Genomic DNA, 21,030 nt, shown 5'->3' on the forward strand with positions numbered 1-21,030 from the left:
TCCTTCTCTCTAGCTTCTTGAACGGATTAACAAGTAGACGAAATACGGCACTCCGATAACCGAGATGACAATGCCGACTGCCAGCTCGGCGGGAGCAAATACCGTCTTCCCGATAAAGTCGCCGACAACGACCATAGCCGCTCCGATCAACCCGCTGACCGGAACGATCGAACGATGCTTTAGGCCGACCAGACGCCGCGCGATATGGGGCGCAATCAAGCCTACAAATCCGACGCTGCCGGATACGGCGACGCTTGCGCTGACCAGACCGATGCTGCAGGCAAGCAGCACATTTTTCTCCCGCTCGACTGGAACGCCAAGGCCCGTCGCATTGTATTCGCCCAGTTGGAGCAAATCAAGCGTACGCGCCCTCCACCACAACACTGGCGGAATCAAGATCAGCCAAGGCAGCATCGTGGAGACAAACTTCCAATTCGCGCTATAGATGCTTCCCGCCAGCCAGACGGTGGCCATCTCAAAATCATTCGGGTTCATCTTGAGCGACACGTACATCGTAATGGCGCCGAATCCCGAGGATATGGCGATCCCGACCAGAATGAACCGTTGCGGGTCCAGCCTGCCCTGCTGGCGGGCGAACATATAGATCAGCATTGTAGCCAGTAAGCCGCCGATTAGTCCGAACATAGGCATCATCATAACTGCAGACCATCCCGTCGACTTAATCGTCCCCTGGAAAAAGAACATGAACAGCACCACAGCCATTCCTGCACCCGCATTAATGCCCAAGATGCCAGGATCGGCAAGTCCGTTGCGCATTACGCCTTGAATGACAGACCCGGCCATGCCAAGGGCAAAGCCTACCAATATCGCAAGAACGATCCGGGGCAGCCTGAAGGTAAAGATAACGAGATCATGCTCGCGGCTGGATTCCCCGATTCGCAGCAGCGTCTTCACCACTTCTGCCACCGACATGTCGAACATGCCGTTCGTGAGGCTCAAGTAAGCGCCAAAGGCAATAATGGCGACAGCTGATACGGCAACCAGCCAAAAACGTGCCGGCGACTGCAGCTTAGACATGCTTGCCGCCCCCTCTCGACTTGATCAGATAGAGAAAGAACGGTACGCCGAACAGCGCCGTCACCACGCCGATTGGCGTCTCGAAGGGCTGGTTGATGAACCGGGACAAGACGTCGCAAAGCGCCAGGAACAACGCGCCAAGCACGCCCGACACCGGGATAATCCAGCGGTAATCGACACCGGTCAGAAATCTTGCGATATGCGGAATGATGAGACCGACGAACGCGATCTTGCCCGCGAGCGCCACCGCCACACCGGTAAGGATGACCACCGATAAGATCGCAAGGCCTTTGACAAGCGCCGTACGCTGTCCGAGCCCGGCTGATACGTCGTCGCCGAGCGACATGACCGTAATGGAGCGAGACAAGCCTATCGCCAGCGCCAGCCCGACGACCGCGAACGGAACAGCCAGCTTGATCAGCTCCGGGTCCATCTGATGGAGCCGCGCATTATACCAGAAGCTGAGCCCTTGCGAGATTTGAAAATAACTGGACATTACAGCTGAGAGCCCGCTCAGAAAGGTCCCGATAATAGTGCCCAATATGGCCAGCTTGACGGGCGACGTGCCGCCCGGGATAAGCCAGGCAATGCCAAAGACGATGCCCGCGCCAATAGCCGAGCCGATCATCGAGAAGGCAATCAGGCTGACCGGTCCGCCGCTAGGCACAAAAATCATAGCGATCGTGACAAGGAATACCGAGCCGTCGGAGACGCCCATAATGGAGGGCGAAGCCAAATAATTGCGCGTCATGCCTTGCATCAAAGCACCGGACACAGCAAGGAAAGCCCCGATCAGCAGCGCTCCGGCCGCCCTGGGAAGCCGGGAAACCTGAATGATTTGATGATCGACACTGTCCGGGTCAAACCGGAAGATCGCATCCCATATCGTCTCTGCGGAGATGCTCTTGGTGCCGAATGATATAGATAAGCAGATCATGAATATAGCGGCTGCCGGCGACATCAAGAGGATGACAACCGGCAGCGAACGTTTGTGTCGCATATTAACACGCCTTATAGATTATTGATGGAGAGAGTCCGGGGCTAGCCTTTCAGCTTTTCAACCGCAGCCTTCAGGAACTCGATCTTGCTGAATGCCGTGCCGCCTTGCGCAAGCGGATCTATCACGTTCACGAATGCTTTGCCGTTCTTGAATGCAGCAGCGTTCTTCATAATCGGGTTGTTCTGAAGATCTTCCAGCGCATTCGGAGTATCCTTGTTCTCGTCAGGCGAGAATTGGAGGAACAGATAGTCCGGGTTCATCTCGGCAAACTTCTCCACGGACAGCGCTTCCTGCGCCTTCGCTGCCGCAATCTCCGCCGGAACCGACAGGCCTAGCTCTTGATACAGAATCGGGTTGAAATAGACATTCTCCGGATAGACATACATTTGGCCGCCGCGAAGACGGACAACAACAACCTTCTTATCCTTCAGGCTGTCGCCCGTCTCAAGCTTGGCTGCTTCAAGATCCGCTTTATATTTGCTGATTTCCTCCTCAGCCTGTGCCTGCTTGCCGCTAAGCTCGCCCAGCAGCTTCAGATTCGCTTCCCAGTTTGTAGACACGTGGGAGTAGAGAATGGTCGGTGCGATCGCCGCCAGCTTCTCCGCCGCTTCCGGAGGGAACTTCGTCGAGCCGAGAATGACATCCGGCTTCAGCGATAGAATCGCTTCGTAGTTAGGCTCTGTTTTCTCCCCGACAGATACCGCATTCTTCGTAATCGACTCGAACAGCGGCGGGAATACGCCCGAGAAGCTGATGGCGCCTACGGGGTTCACATCAAGCACGATGGAATCTTCCATCGCTTCTACCGCACCGGCAATGACGATACGCTCCACCTTAACCGGCAATTCATATTCCTGGTCCAGATACGTAATGGTCCGTGTGCCGGACTCCTCTTCCTTGGCCGGCTCTTCGCCTGCCGTTCCGTTATTGCCCGCTGCCTTGTTTTGTTCTGTCTGGGCAGCTCCCCCTTGTCCGTTCGCCGGCTTATCCTCTTTATTGCCTCCGCACGCTGTCATAATCGCCGCCATCGCCACGATCAGCAGAACGCCCCAAATCGCTTTCTTCATCGTACTGTATTGCTCCTCTCTTTTTCTCTCTAATTGATAATGAATATCATTAGCAATTATAGGGTAAGAGCTTTCGCATTGCCATGGACATTATCCAGTTCCGTTATGGACGATTTCCTGTCAGCAATGACGCCATGTCCTCCAGCATGCGCTCCATCGCAAGCGGACTGTATTCCCGCCAAGGGTTCGACTCGATTTGGTGCAGCTGCCTGTTAACCACATGGGGCAGCGACATCCAGTCGGTAGAATGCTTGATGGCGGCCCAGTTCTCCAACGTCTCTGAGTCCTGGCGGACAAGCAGCAGCACCAAGTCTGCCTCCATGCCAGCCAGTTGCTGCAGTGTCAGCGGGAAGTTCTGCTGGGGCTCCACGCTAGCCTCAGCCGGGATCAATCCAAGCTCGTCATACAAAGCATTGTGGAGGCAGAAAGTATTGTGTATATAAAGCTGATTCTTCAGCAGCTTCAGTGTCAGCACACGAGATGGCAGCGGCTTCGCATGAGCCTCGATATGCTCACGCAGCGACAACGACTTCTCATCGAACTGGCTTAGCCACCGCTGTGCTTCCTCTTCCTCGCCAAGCCTTTCTGCCAGCCGAATCAGCTTCTCGCGCCAGCCAAGCCTGTCCTCTGGCATCACGAATAGGGGAGCAATAGCCGACAGTCTGTCCCGCTCCCACTGCTCCAAATCGTGATTGCACACAATCAGCTCAGGAGGGGCGCTCTCCAGCATCGCGATATTGGACTCCTTATACACATTCTGGCGGTAAGCATCCAGATGAACAGGGATATCAGCGCCGTAACGGTCGTAATAATACCGGCTCCACTTCAGATGGAGCGGCGCTGCGAACGGAACGATGCCAAGCGCAAGCAAATAGCCGGTTAGCGACGTCGAGCCGTAAGCGGCGATTTTGCGTCCCCGCTTCTTCATATAGGCGGATGGAGACATGCCCGCATGCTGCTTGAACTTGCGGCTGAAATAAAATTCATCCGCGTAGCCCACCTCATGCGCGATATCGCGGAGCAGTCGGTCCGAGCGAAGCATAAGCATTTTGGCATGTTTAATCCTTACGCCCGCCACATAATCCATAGCGCTCACGCCGTACGTTTTTTTGAAGACGTCTACAAAATATTTGGGACTAAGCTCCGCAATTGCCGCCAGGCGCTCAATAACAAGCTCTCCGTTGTAGTGGGCGTCAATATAGGTCCGCACGCGCTCCAGCGCTCCGCGGGTGCCCGACTGCCGCTCCTTCCTGCCCGCAGCCATGAGCTCGTACAAGAGCCCCTCGCAATCCAGCCGGGCACGCCAAAGCTGCATGGGCTCTCCGGATGCAAAGTGCTCCAGAATGGACCGGCTAAGCGCGGCGGCATGCCCCGGCGGGCCAATCATCCGTCCGTCCAATTGCTCGAATAGCATAGTCCTTGGACGCGGTTTACTCGGCTCTTCATCATAATGAGAACATTCCAAGCCCGCTTCCTCAAGATCCAGTCGAATCAGACAAACCGACAGCTCATCCTTCCCCCCAGCCTCCAGGCCAAAGGTGCTCTGAGGCCCGCATGCATAGACATGGTCCGGCTCCATGTCGACGCTGCTCTGCTCTCTTCTGAGCACGCCATGTCCGCCAAGCGGTATAATTAACGTCCCGTGCGAAGTCAAATGCTGCTTGACCAGCTCATCCGCGGCCCCGGTCAACAGCTCGACCGATCTCAGCTTCACGCTGAGCTGGCTTACATCGATGCCCCATTCGGAATCATATTTCATTTTCAAAAAAGACCACCCCCAATAAACGATAATGATTATCATTGTCGTTAATGAGTATACCAAATTCGGGACCTGATGAGAACCTTATCCGATCATAATAAGACAACGCAATCCTCCCATGCATCCGTGGTCCCTTGCTTGCCGTCCCGCTAATCCATTAATGCTCAGGAATTCACCATAGCAACGAAGCAAAAAAAAAACCTCAGGCCGACAAAGGCCCGAGGCTGATTGCTTTATTCATATACGACGCCTACATAATGCTGCACGATATCCCGCACAAGAGAGAACGTCTCTCCGTTCGTCAGCTTATTCGGGTCGGCGATAGACTGAATCGTCTCCTCCGCCAGCCAGCCCCGCCCCTTAAGCTCGTCCAGCGCGTTATCGCGGCTTGCCTCCACTCCCGCAGCAACGGCAGCCGCATAGGCGAGATGATTTAGGGTTAGCGGCAGCTTGCCCGGCTCCTCCATCCCCTCGAGAGCCGCATAGGGGTTGCCCTTGAAGAAATCAGGATGAATCGTCTTCACCATCATCATGCTGTTGGAGAAATGTCCGGCCGTCGCTCCGGCATCCAGCTGGAACGCCTCATTAAAGTCTCCACCGAATGTCAGAAGCATGCTGACCGCCGCGAGCAATCCCTTGTAGTGCTTATGCTTCATATAGTCAGGCTGCTTGAAGCTTGCTTGCTTCAGCTCCATCCCCTGATCAGTCAGCCGCTCGCGCAGCTCTGCAATGGCATTCTCCGACTTCGACAGCTCCCGGAAGGTTATTCCCTTCTCCGCCGCAAGCTTGACCGCGGCGCCTGCCGCTTGTCCGGTCGCCATGCCCAGCGGGATGACGCGAGCGCTGCCGTGCGGGATGCTGTCGAAGCTGGCCGCGCGCCCTACGACCAGCAATTGGTCCACTTCAAGCGGAACTAGCGTGCGGAAAGGCACGCCATACTGCTTCGGCGCTACGATAATGGCTCCCCGGTCGGCCGCATTGATTCGCTGTATGTCGACCTTATAGGAGCCGTAGGCTATAGCGTCCCAGAAATCGCGGTTGTCCACCACATCAACCGCGGTCAGGCGGTATTCCCCTTGCATATGACGCGTCTCTCGTACATACAGCTCCGGTGCCGTTCCGGCAAACTCGACATTCTCCAGCTGCTTATAAGTCTTGCGCAAATATTCCGCAATCAGAGGTGCTTCCTTGCTGCCAATCTCCAGCGCCTCCTGCACGGAAGCCGGATCAAGCGGATCGATGTCGAAGATATGCATCGCATTGATAAGCACCGTCTCATCGTTTTCCCTGCCTACATTAAGCGCGCGGATGCCTACGCGATCCGGATTGGAAGAGACGTAATCGCGGGCCGCCTTGAATCCCCATGCGCTCATCTTGTCGATGCCCGTTCCGTCGCCGATCGTGGCGAAGGAATCCCATACCTTCTGCGTAACCCCGCTCAGCCGGAAGACGAGCGTAACGGCCATCTGATCCTCCGGTCTCCCGAGATCGGCCCGTCCGACCGTATAAGGAACACCCGCCGCAGCCGCAATATCTCCATCCTGCGTTGCGTCGATTACGGCTGCAGCCCCGACCTGCTCGGCCTCCCCCTCTTCTGTCACGATATTCAACCCGGCTATGCGCTTCGCTTCTCCTGAATGATGTACGATAGGCTCCATGGAGCGCACTTTCATCAATAGATCGATATTCGGCTCTGCAAGCACCATCCGGTAGAATACATTAGCTGCGGTATTCGTATCGAACGAGGTGCCTTCGATCTGGTCATACCATTCCTGGAAAATTCCCTTGTTCAAAAAATTATGCTTGTCCGAGAGCTTCGGCTGCTCCGGCGAATAATTGAGGTCAAGCGAATTAAGCCAGCCAATCGTCATAAGCCCGCCGAGTATATCCCGGTCGCGCCCGTCCACAAGCAGCACAGACAACCCGTTGCGCGCTGCCGACAGCGCAGCCACGACTCCTTCCGGATCAGTGCCCGCAACAATGACATCATAGGATGGCTGAAGTTTTTTTACCGATTCAACCTTGATCAATGCTTGTCTGTGAAAGGTATTGCTAGTATCGTTTTTTTTCTGGTACAGCATCCATCCCGCCGCTCCCCCTGCCGCCAGCAGGCAGAAGACGAGCGCAGCGACAGCCACTGTTACCTTCCTGTTTCTCCTCAGCATAAAGCCTCCTTCTATAATTCCCCTTGACTAAAGTTGACCTTTCATCCAATAATGAAACTAGGTTTTATCTGGAAAATCTACTAATTGATTAGGAGAGTTCATCATGGAACGCGAGACCGTGAACCAGATGCAAGGAAACCGATTATCCGAGATCGACCTCGTACGCGCAATTGCAATTATCGGCGTGCTTGCCGTACATGCCACTTCCTTCTCTACCGTCGAGATGCTCGCCTATCCGAATAGCTTTCCCGTCTATAACTTTATCAATATATTTCTGAAGTTCGGTACCCCCGTCTTCATCTTCCTTAGCAGCTTCGTGCTGTTTCTCAACTACTATCATCGCCCTATATCGAAGGACACGATATTGATATTTTACAAAAAGAGATGGGTCCACATCATTATACCATATCTTGTATTTTCGACAATCTACTACCTATTAGTCTACTTTACCCGAGATGCCGCTGATCTGCCTTCAAGCTTTTTGTTCGATTTTGCTTATAAGATCGGCACGGGAACCGCTTATTCCCATCTATATTTTGTGTTTATCAGCATTCAATTCTATCTGCTCTTCCCGTTTGCCCTATGGTCGCTCCAAAAGTGGCCCAGGCTTCTGCCGTGGATCATCCCGCTCGGCCTGCTTCTTCAATGGTTATTCTTCGGATTGGACCAGCAGATTGATATTCCAAACGTAGGCAGCTGGGCATTCTCCTATATCAGCTTCTATCTTCTGGGCGCATACTGGGGCGTCCGTTATCCTGCGATCAAACAGTGGAGCGCAGCCCGTCTTCAAGGCAGCATGCCGCGCTTGCGCCTCTTGGCGATTGCCGCCTGCTGGTTCGTATGGCTGTTAGTCGGATTATGGCATGCCAGCGTATGGTTCGATCTGAGAATGCATACGATCGTACGGCCTCTATATGTATATACCGTGCTTTGGAATATGTACACTCTACTCTCCGCTTTGCTGTTCCTGTGGGCAGCTGCCATGATACTGAATCGATACCGTCCAGATCGCTTATGGCTGGCGAAGCTTAGAGAACTCGGCTCGCTGTCGTTCGGCATTTATTTGATCCATCCGCTGTTTCTCGCTGCATACCGCGTGGTCCGTTCAGGCGTCGCTTCGGAGACGAGCCTTCACCTTTGGTACGCAGGCGGCTTCTTGCTGGCGCTCCTCGCCTCTTGGGCATCAGTCTGGTTCGCGCACCGTTATCTGCCTGCGCTATCCGGACTCCTCTTCGGCAAAAACGAGCTTCGCGCGCTAAGGCGCGATGCCGCAAAAAGCAATACCGCCGCCACTGGCACATAGAGCAATAGTCTAACAAACAAAAAGCCGGTCAGCTCAATCGCTGACCGGCTTTCTTATGTCTGCCTGATTTATAGAATAGCGCCTTCCGCGCCTTGCCGCTGTTCCTGAACGAACTGAGAATTGTTGCGACCGGTAAAGACAATGCTAAACAGGCAGCCCAGTACGATTGCAAAATGATTGATCATGCGCTTGTCCATGTTGTCATCTCCTTTGTCCTTGGCCTATGACTCTATTCTAAAGGATGATGAAGATGACAACCATTGATCTAGCTTGCAATTGCGTGACATTATTGTAAGATTGCGTGAGCGTCAGTAGCCTACCTCTACCGAAGCAATGACGACATAAGCAAGATCGTTCGCATCTTCCTTATCCGGAAGCACAATCCCGCTTGTCGTCAGCATGCCCCCGTCTACAACCTCGAATGTAACCTGGCCATAGGGCAGCTTCTCTCTGACTGCTTCAAGATCAAGCTTCTCTGGGTCGGCAGGCACAGCCAGCCTGACATTCACCTTCATCCTGTTCAAATCTCCATCAGGCAGGACTGTACGAATGCCCGGCATGGAGTTATGATGAATGGCATTCTGCACAGCCCGGATAGCTGCTTTGGTCACATTTTGCCCATGCAGGTCAATGCCCATTCCAATCTCTACAAACATTAGCTGCTCCACTGCAGTTCCTCCTTCTATTGCGATGTCCAGCCGCCGTCTACAAGCAGCAGCGTACCCGTCACCAAATCAGCGGCGGGAGACGCCAGGTACACAACAGCGCCAGCTACGTCGTCAATTGTGCCGATGCGCCCGGCCGGTATGCGAGAGAGCACATTCGCGCGGAAGTCCGGCGTATCAAGCCTCTCTGCCGTACCCGGCGTATAGATGAAAGTCGGTCCTACCGCATTGATATTGACGCCTCTGCTTGACCATTCCAAGGCCAGCACTTTGGTCAGCTGGTTCACGCCGCCCTTCGATGCGCAATAAGCTGCGCCTTCCGGAATGCCGACGACGCTTACCTGGGAGCTGACATTGACGATCTTGCCATAGCCTTGCTCCAGCATGTACTTCCCTGCTGTCTGGCAGCAGAAGAATACGCCCTTCAGATTGACATCGAGCATGTCGTCCCAGTACTCTTCCGTTACGTCTTCTGCCAGCATTCCCTCTCCAAGACCGGCGTTATTCACCAAGATATCAATGCGCCCGAAATCTGCAGCAATCTCCCCGAACACCTCTTTGATCATGGCAACATTGCGCACGTCAAGCGCATAAGCCGCGGCTTCTCCTCCGGCTTCCTTAATCTCGGCTATGAGCGATGACAAATCCTCTTTCTTGCGGGCTGTCACAGCCACCTTCGCCCCGGCAGCCGCCAGCGCTTGCGCCAGCCCGTAGCCGATTCCTTTGCTCGCCCCCGTGACGATGGCGATTTTGCCTTCAATACTGAAATTTGGACCCTTCATCCTTAACCGCTCCTTTGCCCCATGCACATTTTTCAGCGCGATCCTGCTACAGAACATTTTAACATACCCTCATTCCTTAAGGATGTCTTTCCCATTTTTCAAAATAGCTATTGACAGCATTTGGGATGGGTCGTATATTAAATATATCTAATTGATATATCTAGACGATATATGGAGGCTGCGTATGGTCGAACAAGTGATTCTTGGCATGTTAATGCAGGGCAAAATGAGCGGCTACGATATTAAAAAAACGACGGAGCAAACCGTCGGACTCTACTTCACCATCAGCTACGGAAGCTTGTATCCCGCTCTGAAGCGTCTTGTGGAGAGCGCCATGGTGACTGAGGAAGAGACGAACAACAGCAAAAACAAAAAGCTGTACGAATTAACGGAAGCCGGACGGCAGAGCTTCCTGAGCTGGCTGCGCGAGCCGCTGCAATCGAATCGACGCGAATATCTGGTGAAGATTTTTTTCTACGACTATCTGGACCAGGACACGCGGGTTCGCAACCTTCAGCTGTTCATGTATGAACAATCTGCAGTGCTCTCGCGAATTGAAGCTGTCGAACGGATTGTCGCGCAGGAGCTGACCCAAATCCCGAATAAGGATGACTATTATTACCGCATGTCCGTCATGCATTATGGCATGCAGTTTTACCGCATGGAGCTGAATTGGCTCAACCAACTTATCGAAAAGAGGGATTTCGAATGAAGATGACCGGTACAGAAACGCCTATCGTTCGCAAGCCTTATCTCATTCTGCTATGGATCGAGCTGGCGCTAATACTATTCGTTGCCGGTGGCAGCGCCTACGTATCGATCGCCGAGCTTACGCATCCGGCCGCTCCGTTTCTTGGTTTTATCCCGATTGCGTTGTTCCTGCTATTCTTCCTCATGCGCAACAATCGCGCACGGACTTATTACTTAACCGGCCTCTCCGCCATCAAAGGCAAGCAGTGGCTCGACTATGCCCCGCTCTTGCTCATCCTGATTGTGCTCCTCGTTGCCAACAACGGCTTTGCGGCGGCGCCGGCTCCGACGTTCGTCTATCTGCTGCTTACACAGCTGCTGCTTGTCGGATTCGTGGAAGAAACGCTGTTCCGCGGCATTCTGATGCGAGTGTTCGCGCACCGGGGCGTCATGTATGCGGTTATCATCTCCAGCGTGTTCTTCGGCATTACCCATGCGCTGCAAGCGCTTGGCGGCCAATCGCTGGAGGATACGGTGCTCCAGATCGTATACGCGTTCGGAATCGGCTTCATGCTGGCGCTTTTGGTTGCGAAGCACAGAGCTGTTCTGCTCACGATTTTCTTTCATGGCTTGCATAATTTCATCAATATGACAGGCAATGAACCTGGCACCCATCTGTATGACTATATCGTGCTGGCGATTATCGCCGCATCTTGCCTGTGGCTGCTTCGTTCCGTACGCCAAACGAACTTTTCCAAAAAAGGGGTTGCTCCTTCCGTTTCGTAGAGTGAGTGCATTCATCCCGCATTCCTTCCCGACAAAAACTGACGAACATGTTCAATCTAGATAAGATGCTTGTCGCCTAAACGTAAAACCCGCCCTTCGGCAATCCGAATGGCGGGTTTGTTCATGCTTGCTTCGTATGTTGCAGCACGATTACTCTCTGAACAAGTAATAATTCGAGAATTGGATGCCGCGCAGGATCGGATACCCTTCCGAAATGGGGGACAGCATCGGGTCGATATCCTTCACTTCTCTCGTAATGTAATTCATAAAGCTTGGAATGGTAAGATGGCGGATGCCGTTGCCAAAGTCAATCGTAGCTTTGGCGGTGCCGACAATTGCAATCTGCTCTACCGTCGACACCTCCGTATTCAGCGTAAAGTTATATTTTTCGATGGGGATCGCAAACTTACGGGTAAATCGCTCTATTCTTATCGCATTGGAATCGCCGTCCATCGATGCTTCAACATGAATCAGTTTATTGGATTTATAATCGAAAGCGATTACGTCCATTTCCCCGCCATATCCTCCGTTTGGACGCTTATCATATTTAATATTGCTTCTGACGAAATATCCCGAATACGAATACCATTCATACGCAAGCTGCTCCAAAAAGTTCATGGTTAGTTGCTCCCCTAATTAAATTAACTTTTGGATCAAATGAAGCATTAGTAAATCTATATCCACTCTATTTTACCTCAAAAATCCATTTCAATCTAGTCACTACCAGATTTATTCAGAGTATTTGTAGATAGTATTTAACTCTATTTAGACTTTTTTGATCTCGTAAAGTGGCAAATTCCTTGACATATTCAGTATCATTAATTATTTGACTTTTATTTAGTCTTATGAATTATAATCATTCCCCAATTACCCCTAACAACTCATCTTTTTCCTTTTTAGAAAATATTTACTTTGATTTTTCATTACAAAATGATATTGTAGATAAATATAAAAAATACCAATAGACCCATTGAATATGGGTCTATTGGTATTTAGAATTTAATAATTAACAGGTTTTGAGAAGGTGCTATTATATATCGGAAGATCATTATTATTATAAGCCGCTTTACTGTTAAACACTTCTATCTTTACATTTACATTCCCATCAGAAGTATACCATGAAGTGTATTTAGTATATTGACCAGCAACCGGTTGAGGAAGCCCAGGAAAAGCATTAACAGATGCAGTAATTCCTGAGTACGTTGCCCATCCAGCTGAAGCAACTGCTACAACTCTAATTATTCTTGATTGTGGAAACAACTCAAATGCAATAGCAGGTAATGTAAATTGAACCACATAACTACCTACAGCTTCCAATGCTGTTGTTGTATGAAATCCTACAGTAACAGTGCTAGGATAATTGAAAACAACACCATGTCTTTTAATTTCCGAATAGCTTGTTGTATTGAATCTTACATTAACAACTAAATTCCCCACATACTTTGACTCTGGAAGATATGTTATATGAGTACCTTTAGTAGTATTCACACTAATAGCTTGCCTTTGATTTAATATGTTTGTGTATTCTAATGTCAAGTCTTGGTTAATACAAATTCCACCTGCACAAGGTCTTTTATCAAATGATTGTAACATTTCATAATAAATAGCTATTCGTCCATCAGTAGCTTTGAATGCACTATAAATTTTAACATAACTATCAATCACTGCAGTTGATGCATATGCCTTTTGAGTGCCTGCGTTACCAAAAACAATTCCAAACAACCCCAAACATAACATTACTAAAACAATTTTTTTCATATAATATACCTCCTCCTTTTATTAACTAAATAGTATCTCAAACACGGAGGTTGATTATAGTATCATAAATGATAAAAATTAGTATTATTAGTAATAATTAAAGTGGGAGGTAATGATGGAGGACTTAAATAATAAAATGAATCTATTGTTAAGGAAAATAAGTTCTATTCATGATCAAAGTAGCATTTTTTCTGACAGTATCTTCGTCATCACAAACACAAAACTTGATGTTATTTATGAATATGCACCAAATATGTTTTCTGAAAGTGCAAACTTAGACAATTTAATGAAAGAGAAAGAGAGTGCTTTTTCTTTATCATTAACGCAAGAAACTCTTACATATAGAATAAAAGAAGATTCTAAGCATTCTTCTATTGCAATTCCAATAATAATAAATAAAAAAATCGAAGGGTTATTTGGAATGTTTATAATGTATAATAACCTCTTAGGATTGGTATCATTAATTGAACTACTTTCCAAAATAATTTCTATGCAGTTTTCAAATTCCTCGAATAAGTCGAATGTTTTTTCCCAGTTAACAGAAAACGAAAAAACACTTCTCAATCATCTTTACTTAGGAAAACGTGATGATCAAATAGCATCAGAAATGATAATATCAAAAGCAACAGTAAGATCTTATATCAACAAGCTATTTGATCGTTTTAATGTTCGAAATAGGGTTGAACTTGCAAGAATTTTTAATGAATTAAAAAACAAAGGAGAATTTGAATGAAAAAAAATAAGATACTTTCTCTTTTTGCATTATTGGGACTGTTAATTGCAGTTTTGTATCCATTAGGAATTATAAAAAGCCCCTTATTGTTATTACTAATACCACTTAGTTTTCTGCTTATTTTTAAGTCATCCAAAATCAATAATAAGAAGTGAATTTTATTAATTGTAAAACCAAAAAACAGTACTTACCAAAGAATTAGATGTATAAGGATGTATAAATAAGTGCATTTTAAAGGAGGATTTTGAAACGAATAGGAGGATTTCCACAATGGCAAAACCGGACAACCGCGCTGACAACGCAGAGCATCTGCAGCAGCACATCAATAACACCGAACAAAATGTGCAGGAGACCAACCAATACTTGGCAGAGCACGCTGAAGAAATTTCAACTGTAGAAAAACAAAATCTGCTGGAGAAAAATGAGCGCCGTCAAAACAGCATTCAGGCGTTCGCGTCGGAGAAGCAAGACGAGCAAGGTCAATAATCCGGGCTGTTCCATTCCATAAAAAAATCCCCCGTCCGCTCACACAGTCTTGTGAGAATGATCGGGGGATTTTGCTATTGGACGATTAGTTGAAGCCTTTCGAATGGCGTCCGTGCCACTCGATGAAGTTGTTCACCACTTGATCCAGGAACGCGATCGTAGGCTCATGTGTCAATTCGCCTTGCGCGTTGAATTTCTCGTGTGCTGCGCCTACGTATACTTCATTGCCAGGCAGCAGCGGAGAGTTCACGCCAGGAGCGAACAGGATGTCGCGCAGATGCATTTGCGCCTTTACAGTGCCCAGCAGACCCATCGATGCGCCTGCAATCATGGACGGCTTGCCCACGAGTACTTTCTCACCTCTGGACAGCCAGTCGATTGCATTGTGCAGCACGCCGGAGATCGAACCGTTGTACTCAGGCGTTACCCACAGCACAGCGTCCGATTGCTTTACTTTATCGATAACCGCTTGAATGCCTGCAGGGGGCACGGCTTCGATGTCCTGATTGTACATTTCCACTTCGTTCAATGTGACAATTTCAATATCCAGACGGCCAGCGTAACGTTTTTGCATATGACGCGCCAGGCTGAGGTTGTAAGAATCCTTACGTACGCTTCCGATAATTGCTGCTACTTTCATATCGTTTCCCTCCAAAAGAGTTAATTTATCTAGTTGACATATCAACGATAAGGCTTATATATGCTAATCCTGCGGCATCCGAGCGGCAGACTGCACGTTCTCGCGAAGCTTCATAAGCAATCGGACAAGCTCATCTTGCTCATCTTTCGTGAAGCCCCTCTCGAGCAGTTCTCTCGTCGTTTCGGTGACCATGTCGATATAACCGCCCAAAGCCCGGCCTTCTTCAGTAAGATATACTTTTGTACAGCGACGGTCATTGGGACAGCCTTGTCTCTTAATAAAGCCCTTCTTCTCCAAACTGGCCAGCATGCGGGTTAAGCCGGACTTATCCTTGCGGAGTTGGTCCGCAATCTCAATCTGGGTCAGCCCTTCCTGCTTGAGCAGCAGCGCCATCACCAAATGCTGTTCAGGCGCCAACTGATATTGGCCCAGCCGGTGCTTCAAGTAGCTCGTAATTTCAAGGTCTATCGTATGAATGATCACGCCGACATGCTCCGTCCTTTGCTCACTCATCGCATACCGCCTCATTTAGTTGATATATCAATCATCTTTCGTCAGTATGCCAGAATCCACGCCCCCCTGTCAACCGGCAACGGCCTTCTTATTTCACCCAGCCCTGCTAGATGTAAGTAAAAAAGGGCAACGCATGCTGGCGTGGCGCTTAGGCTGCTGAGCATGGGCTGCAAGCCGAGACACTCGGCTTGCAGAGCCGTGCATCGCGCGAATCGGCGCTCTAGGCCGAGTTTCTCGGCTTGCAGAGCCGTGCACCGCGCGATTCTGCGCACTAGGCCGAGTTTCTCGGCTTGCAGAGCCGCGCACCGCGCGATTCGGCGCACTAGGCCGAGTTTCTCGGCTTACAGAACCGCGCACCGCGCGATTCGGTGCTTTATGCCGAGTTTCTCGGCTTGCAGAGCCGCGCACCGCGCGATTCGGCGCTCTAGGCCGAGTTTCTCGGCTTGCAGAGCCGTGCACCGCGCGAATTGGCTTGCTCTGTGTAGCCGGACAAGCGCTCTAAGCCGTATTTTATGGCTTGCAGCTTGCTAGCCTACAGCCTACTCTTTGATTTCCTCAAACTTGGCGTCATAGAGGCGGAACATCGTTTTGTAGCCGGATTCGTCGACTTTCACGCCGACATCCAGCCGTCCAGTCAGCTTAAGCGGCTTGTTCGTGTACCGCAGCTTGGAGCCGTCTTTGACAAATACGATCATGATTTTGTTCCAGTAGGTCTCATCTCCATTATCGAACGGGCACTCCGCGCCCGGCTCCGGAATAAGCAGGAACCAATTATCGTTGAAGGAGAGCACCTCACCCATAAACCCTTTTATCTGAACGGTCTTCCGTTCATCGGACAAATCCCAAAACCGGTTGGAAGGCGTCGTTTGCTCCTCATTATCAAAAAATTCATTCCACCCGATTTGCGGATATTTAGAGGATGAGCTGCTTCCAGATGCAGGCTTCTTGCCAGCATCCGCTGATTTGCCGTCTGTTCCAGATTTGGCTGGTTGCTCCTGCTTGGAACTATTCGAAGAACCCGGCTTATTGGTGACCGGCTCCTGCTTGGAGCCGTTCAAAGTACCCGTTTCCCCTGTCCCTTGCTTTGAACCGTTCGAAGAACCGGGCTTGTTTTGGCCAGTCCCCTGTTCTCCTGCACCTTTCTCATCCGATCCGTCCGATGCACCATTCGCACCCGCTAATCCCGTTTTTTGTCCGGTTGAAGTAGAAGTTTTATCGGCGCTCCCCTCGTTCTGAACCGTCTCCCCCTCAGACGATGCACTCTCTACCGTCGAACCAGTTAGATCAGATTTACCGTTACCTGCTTCCCCGCTCTTTCCCCCAGCATCTTGATTACTCCCTACTCCATCATCTGCACCAAACTCATCCGAGCCAGGCTCCGTACCCGCAGACTGTTGACCTTCGTCTGAAGCAGCAGCTTTACTATTCTCATCTATTCCTATCGTTTGCCCACCGTCGACCGCATTGGATGCTGCAACTACAGCATCGCCAAAAGAACTTGCACCGTCAGAGCCTGGCTTTGCCGCGCCGCAGCCGCTAAGCATGATCATTGCAGCAAGCAATCCAATACCGGCCCGGCCAATCCGCTTATAATAACGAATCATTTCATTTTCCTCCTAGTTTCTGAATAACGTCAACGCGTCTGTTCGATACACACGGAAAGCCGGCCCGGCGGATGCTGCGATACCAAGCAGCAAAGCCGCCGCAATCAACTGCCATTCATTCGTAGCCATCTGCATCGGCTGCAGTTGAACCCCAGTCTGCGTGAACATGTAATCACCCAGCCACCATGCAGCCAAACGGCTTGCTGCAAAACCTATCACAACGCCTGCAGCCGTAAGCGCGACTCCTTCACCGATCAGGCATGCAAGAATATAAGATCTAGATTTGCCTATCAATCGCAATAAGCCGACATCTCTCTTGCGCTCTTGAATAGAAGACATCAATGCCAAAAGCAAGGTCGATGCGGCGAGCAATGCACAAATCATCATTACGATCAGCAAAAGCTGCGAGCCGCTGTCTACGACATTCAACACATCGGCTACCGCCTTGCTGGAATAGACCGCCTGAATGTTATCCAGCGCATCATACTTAAGCTTCAACGATTGCGCACCCATCAGTGATTCAGGCTTTATCATGATTGCTGTAATTTCGCGATGGGCTTCATCCGTATCATGAACGGCCCAGGCATATTCCATCGTCGTGAAGATCGCCCGGTCATCCGCCGTATTCAGCCTGGGCAATATGCCGACCACTGTATAAATGAAACTGGCATGCGCATCCCCATGATGGTCCGAATGAACGCTCCCCGACTGCTCTGAATCATGAGCCCCTTCACCAACATGCTCTTCATCAGCATGTTGTTCATCTGCTGCGGGATGCTCTCCACCAGCATGATGTTCATCAGTTGTTGAATGCTCTTCACCAGCGTGATGTTCATCCTCAGCATGATGCTCATCTTCAGCAGCTTCGTCATGCCCCTCTGCTGAATCGTCGTTCAGATCCACATGGGCAACGAGCCCATGCGCCCCGCTGAACGTGTCTCCTACCTTAAGGTTCAGCGCCTTGGCTGCAGCAGCTCCCACCGTTACTTCTCCGAGACCGCCATACAGCTTCCCGGCAGCCAGGCTGCGATCCTCATAACGTGTCAGAAAATATGCGGGGTCAATGCCCACAATCGGGTATCCGTTATGGCTGTCGCCAGTCGTCATGCCGAATGCAGCCTCTGCCTCCCCGCTCTCGCGAATCTCCTCCAGCAGCCGGTGCGGAATATTGCCCGTAGGCGCACCTACCCGATAGAAGGTGTTCAGCACAAGCTGAGACTCGCTCCCGTCTGCGCCGATGGTCAGCTCGAACGGGCCATAGCCTTTTTTGGCACCTTGCTCAACACCATCTCTGCTCATTAGCAGCAGCGAAAATAAAGCGACCGTTACCGTTACCGCGATTATCGTCAACACCGTCAGAAACCCGCGATGCTTCATATTGCTCCACACATACTTCCATCCGCTCACGCCCGCTCACCTCCGACTTCCGCAAAGGCTCGCCGGTCTGCCTCGCTCGGAACCTCTTCACCGCGAGATGGGGACGTGCCCAGGCAGCGATTGACGGTTGCGAAGTCCAGCTTCGTCTTGAACAGCTCTGCCAAATGGCGGTCATGCGTCACGGTCACCAGCGTTGACCTACTCTCCTCGCATACCTCCAGCAGAAGTCCCATGATATCGGCAGCCGTCTCCCAGTCCAGGCTCCCTGTCGGCTCATCCGCAAGCACAAGCGGCGGACGGTTAATCATCGCCCGAATAATCGCCGCCCGCTGCTGCTGGCCTCTGGACAGCTTCGACGGAAGCTGATTCATCCGCTCCTTCAGCCCGACACGCTCGAACCAGCCCTCCAACAATGCCATACGCTCCGCTTTTCCCATTGAACGGGGCAGCACAAGCTCGACGTTCTCACGGACAGTCAGCGACGGCACCAGATAAAAGTCCTGGAATACATAACCGACCATCAAAGCCCGGTACGCATCCCGCTCCGACTCCTTCATTCCGCTAACCTTCTGACCCCCGACTTCCAGAACGCCTTTGTCCATAGGCAATACCCCGCCCAGCAGATGGAGAAAGGTGCTTTTTCCGCTTCCGCTCGGTCCAAGCAAAGCAATCGCATCGCCGCTTTGGGCGCTCCATTCTTCGATATCAATAATGAGCTGCGTATTCCCCTGATGCGGGAATGACTTCTGCAAGCCCTTCACCTTGATCATATCTGTCATGCCGAACCTCCCTGGCTCTGCCTTCCTTTTTTCAGCCCAAACAGCAAACAGGAGAGCCACGCTCTCCTGTCTGCAATCCATTCGTTCAAGCGAAGCGACGAATGTATGGTTATTTCACGATTCTTTCGGACAACGTGTCCCAAGTCATCTTTTTGCCGGTCAGCGTGTTGAAAGCCTCAAGCGGCAAGTACAGCTTGCCATTGTCAACGTCGCTAGCCAGGCTCGAAGCTGCGCCGTTCACCGTTACTTTTTTGCTGTCAAGGTTGACCGCGATCGTATTGCCTTCATGCGTAATCGATGCCGTGCGAGTCGATTCGCTCCATGCCACTTTCGCTCCAAGCGTCTCCGCAAGCGCCTTGGCAGGATACAGCACTTGGCCGTCTCTTGTTACTTTGAATTTCGGATACAGGTATTTGGCTTGCAGCTTAGCTGTAGCGCCAGCCAAATCTACGCCGATCACTTCAGCGGAAGCCATGGCGATACGCGTATTGTCGATTTGGCCTTTCACCAGGTCGGCAATCGGGCCGTATGCCCATACGCCTACGTCTACTGCAGAGTGGCCGTGGCCGCTCCAGCCGATCAGCAGCCTTTTGCTGACAACCGCATTATAGCTTCCTTCCTGTGCATAGGAAGAACCGTCGCCAGCCAGAATGTATGCCGCTTCTTCATCCGTCAAATCTTGAATCCATGTGTTGGCCTGAACGATCGACTTCACTTCTTCAATCGTTTTGGCTTCTTTCAGCTTGCCTGCGATGAATTCGGATGAATTTTTTTGCTGGTCCCACAGCTCCAGATTCAATTCATAAATGTTGTCGCGGGACAGGGACAAGCCGCCTGTCTCATGGTCAGCTGTAATGACGACGGAAGTATTGCCGTCCTTCTTCGCGAAATCCAGTGCAACCTTCACAGCTGCGTCGAAATCCAGCACTTCCTGAACCGTTGTCGGGAAGTCATTGGCATGGGCAGCATGGTCGATGCGTCCGCCTTCGATCATGACCGCAAAACCTTTCTCATCCTGCGACAGAATGCTCAGCGCCTTGCTCGTCATATCGGCGAGTGCAGGAACCGCATCCGTACGGTCAGGCACATAAGATACGTGGGAGCCGCCGAAGAGACCGAGTACTTTGCCATTGTCGGCTTTCAGGGCGTTAAGCCCTGCCTTGTCCGTTACATAATCGTAGCCCTTGGATTCAAAGTCCGCGATAATGCTCTTGTCGGAACGCTTGCCCTTCTCATCCTTGCTGAGGAAGAAGGAGCTGCCGCCGCCCAGAAGAACATCAACGCCGCTCTCCAAATATTGCGAAGCAATCGCCGTTTCATTATCGCGGCTTCTTACATGGGAGGCATACACCGCCGGTGTAGCATGCGTAATGCGAGCCGTTGTGACAAGGCCCGTTGATTTGCCCGACAGCTCGGCTGCTTCGATGACAGATGCAAATGGAACAGCTACATCTTCATTGGAAATGCTGATAGCTGCGTTATATGTCTTGTTGCCTGTTGCAAAGGCAGTGCCAGCGGAAGCGGAGTCCGTGACGACGCCGGATACGATCGTGCCGCCGTCTTCGCCGCGGTCCGCATACGTCGTTGCTTGTCCGACGTAGATGCTGTCCAGCGTCAAGTGGTCGATGCCTTTGTTGTACATCAGATAATTGCGCGCCGCACTCACTTGCGCCGGACCCATGCCGTCGCCGATGAGAACGATCAAATTCTTCGATGGGGAGACTTTTACGGGCGATGCGTCTTCAGCGGATACCGCCGATGCGGATAAAACGGATAATGCCATACAGCCTGCGAGAATAGCGCGTACTGCTTTTTTCTTCAAACCAATCTCCTCCAAATCGAATACAAAATGTCTAGCAGATTTAGTTCCAATTATGAGAGGGGA

Annotated in this window: 21 protein-coding genes; 5 read left to right on the forward strand and 16 right to left on the reverse strand. The window is 50.8% G+C overall.

Features of this window, described 5'->3' with window-relative positions; translation table 11 throughout:
• Nucleotides 1-9: 9 nt before the first annotated feature.
• The 5 genes from D3P09_RS10075 to D3P09_RS10095 all read right to left on the reverse strand — a co-directional run bounded on the left by D3P09_RS10075 (nucleotide 10) and on the right by D3P09_RS10095 (nucleotide 7,029).
• Nucleotides 10-1,038: a FecCD family ABC transporter permease gene (locus D3P09_RS10075; protein WP_120109457.1), complete on the reverse strand. Its 1,029-nt coding sequence runs from the start codon at nucleotides 1,036-1,038 to the stop codon at nucleotides 10-12.
• On the reverse strand, nucleotides 1,031-2,038 hold the full coding sequence (locus D3P09_RS10080; protein ID WP_120109459.1) for a FecCD family ABC transporter permease: 1,008 nt from the start codon (nucleotides 2,036-2,038) through the stop codon (nucleotides 1,031-1,033). Before D3P09_RS10080 ends, D3P09_RS10075 begins: the two co-directional genes overlap by 8 nt.
• Nucleotides 2,039-2,079: 41 nt before the next feature.
• Complete coding sequence (locus D3P09_RS10085; protein ID WP_120109461.1) at nucleotides 2,080-3,105, reverse strand: ABC transporter substrate-binding protein; 1,026 nt, start codon at nucleotides 3,103-3,105, stop codon at nucleotides 2,080-2,082.
• A 103-nt stretch (nucleotides 3,106-3,208) separates the two neighbouring features.
• Nucleotides 3,209-4,864, reverse strand: a complete 1,656-nt coding sequence (locus D3P09_RS10090) for an AraC family transcriptional regulator (RefSeq protein ID WP_243644133.1) — start codon at nucleotides 4,862-4,864, stop codon at nucleotides 3,209-3,211.
• 233 nt (nucleotides 4,865-5,097) lie between these two features.
• Nucleotides 5,098-7,029 (reverse strand): FAD-dependent oxidoreductase, encoded by a 1,932-nt coding sequence (locus tag D3P09_RS10095; RefSeq protein WP_120109465.1) that lies wholly within the window; start codon nucleotides 7,027-7,029, stop codon nucleotides 5,098-5,100.
• Between the two features lie 103 nt (nucleotides 7,030-7,132).
• Between D3P09_RS10095 and D3P09_RS10100 the strand changes: the two genes are divergently transcribed.
• Complete coding sequence (locus D3P09_RS10100) at nucleotides 7,133-8,332, forward strand: acyltransferase (protein WP_120109466.1); 1,200 nt, start codon at nucleotides 7,133-7,135, stop codon at nucleotides 8,330-8,332.
• A 68-nt stretch (nucleotides 8,333-8,400) separates the two neighbouring features.
• Here D3P09_RS10100 and D3P09_RS28305 read toward each other — a convergent pair whose 3' ends face one another.
• The 3 genes from D3P09_RS28305 to D3P09_RS10110 form a co-directional block, all read right to left on the reverse strand.
• Nucleotides 8,401-8,529, reverse strand: coding sequence for a hypothetical protein (locus tag D3P09_RS28305; RefSeq protein ID WP_279387121.1), 129 nt, complete (start codon nucleotides 8,527-8,529; stop codon nucleotides 8,401-8,403).
• A gap of 111 nt (nucleotides 8,530-8,640) precedes the next feature.
• Nucleotides 8,641-9,000 (reverse strand): Lin0512 family protein, encoded by a 360-nt coding sequence (locus tag D3P09_RS10105; RefSeq protein ID WP_120109468.1) that lies wholly within the window; start codon nucleotides 8,998-9,000, stop codon nucleotides 8,641-8,643.
• Between the two features lie 14 nt (nucleotides 9,001-9,014).
• Nucleotides 9,015-9,779 (reverse strand): SDR family NAD(P)-dependent oxidoreductase, encoded by a 765-nt coding sequence (locus D3P09_RS10110; protein WP_120109470.1) that lies wholly within the window; start codon nucleotides 9,777-9,779, stop codon nucleotides 9,015-9,017.
• A gap of 184 nt (nucleotides 9,780-9,963) precedes the next feature.
• Here D3P09_RS10110 and D3P09_RS10115 point away from each other — a divergent pair, with 184 nt between their 5' ends.
• Nucleotides 9,964-10,491, forward strand: coding sequence for a PadR family transcriptional regulator (locus D3P09_RS10115; RefSeq protein WP_120109472.1), 528 nt, complete (start codon nucleotides 9,964-9,966; stop codon nucleotides 10,489-10,491).
• Complete coding sequence (locus D3P09_RS10120) at nucleotides 10,488-11,255, forward strand: CPBP family intramembrane glutamic endopeptidase (protein WP_120109474.1); 768 nt, start codon at nucleotides 10,488-10,490, stop codon at nucleotides 11,253-11,255. The genes D3P09_RS10115 and D3P09_RS10120 overlap by 4 nt, the downstream gene beginning before the upstream one ends.
• A gap of 150 nt (nucleotides 11,256-11,405) precedes the next feature.
• Here the strand turns inward: D3P09_RS10120 and D3P09_RS10125 are convergent, their stop codons facing one another.
• Together D3P09_RS10125 and D3P09_RS10130 are read right to left on the reverse strand one after the other, a co-directional pair.
• Complete coding sequence (locus tag D3P09_RS10125) at nucleotides 11,406-11,873, reverse strand: hypothetical protein (RefSeq protein ID WP_120109475.1); 468 nt, start codon at nucleotides 11,871-11,873, stop codon at nucleotides 11,406-11,408.
• A 381-nt stretch (nucleotides 11,874-12,254) separates the two neighbouring features.
• A complete protein-coding gene (locus tag D3P09_RS10130) occupies nucleotides 12,255-13,013 on the reverse strand; it encodes a hypothetical protein (RefSeq protein WP_120109477.1) in 759 nt (252 codons plus the stop codon).
• 112 nt (nucleotides 13,014-13,125) lie between these two features.
• Between D3P09_RS10130 and D3P09_RS10135 the strand changes: the two genes are divergently transcribed.
• Both D3P09_RS10135 and tlp read left to right on the forward strand, forming a co-directional pair.
• Entirely contained in the window at nucleotides 13,126-13,746 is a 621-nt protein-coding gene (locus tag D3P09_RS10135; protein WP_120109479.1) for a helix-turn-helix transcriptional regulator, read from the forward strand.
• A 270-nt stretch (nucleotides 13,747-14,016) separates the two neighbouring features.
• Entirely contained in the window at nucleotides 14,017-14,232 is a 216-nt protein-coding gene (tlp, locus tag D3P09_RS10140; protein ID WP_120109481.1) for a small acid-soluble spore protein Tlp, read from the forward strand.
• Nucleotides 14,233-14,317: 85 nt separating this feature from the next.
• On the opposite strand, the gene D3P09_RS10145 is transcribed toward tlp, so the two are convergent.
• The 6 genes from D3P09_RS10145 to D3P09_RS10170 form a co-directional block, all read right to left on the reverse strand.
• Nucleotides 14,318-14,872, reverse strand: coding sequence for an NADPH-dependent FMN reductase (locus tag D3P09_RS10145; RefSeq protein WP_120109483.1), 555 nt, complete (start codon nucleotides 14,870-14,872; stop codon nucleotides 14,318-14,320).
• 63 nt (nucleotides 14,873-14,935) lie between these two features.
• Entirely contained in the window at nucleotides 14,936-15,385 is a 450-nt protein-coding gene (locus D3P09_RS10150) for a MarR family winged helix-turn-helix transcriptional regulator (RefSeq protein WP_120109485.1), read from the reverse strand.
• Between the two features lie 539 nt (nucleotides 15,386-15,924).
• Nucleotides 15,925-16,989, reverse strand: a complete 1,065-nt coding sequence (locus D3P09_RS28065) for a hypothetical protein (RefSeq protein ID WP_243644052.1) — start codon at nucleotides 16,987-16,989, stop codon at nucleotides 15,925-15,927.
• A gap of 12 nt (nucleotides 16,990-17,001) precedes the next feature.
• Complete coding sequence (locus D3P09_RS10160) at nucleotides 17,002-18,396, reverse strand: FtsX-like permease family protein (RefSeq protein ID WP_120109487.1); 1,395 nt, start codon at nucleotides 18,394-18,396, stop codon at nucleotides 17,002-17,004.
• Nucleotides 18,393-19,145: an ABC transporter ATP-binding protein gene (locus D3P09_RS10165; protein ID WP_243644053.1), complete on the reverse strand. Its 753-nt coding sequence runs from the start codon at nucleotides 19,143-19,145 to the stop codon at nucleotides 18,393-18,395. Before D3P09_RS10165 ends, D3P09_RS10160 begins: the two co-directional genes overlap by 4 nt.
• Before the next feature lie 109 nt (nucleotides 19,146-19,254).
• Nucleotides 19,255-20,967 carry an alkaline phosphatase gene (locus D3P09_RS10170; protein ID WP_424452264.1) on the reverse strand — a complete coding sequence of 571 codons (1,713 nt, stop codon included), beginning with the start codon at nucleotides 20,965-20,967 and terminating at the stop codon, nucleotides 19,255-19,257.
• Between the last annotated feature and the right edge of the window lie 63 nt (nucleotides 20,968-21,030).

Source organism: Paenibacillus pinisoli (assembly GCF_003605435.1).
Lineage (GTDB): Bacteria > Bacillota > Bacilli > Paenibacillales > Paenibacillaceae > Pristimantibacillus > Pristimantibacillus pinisoli.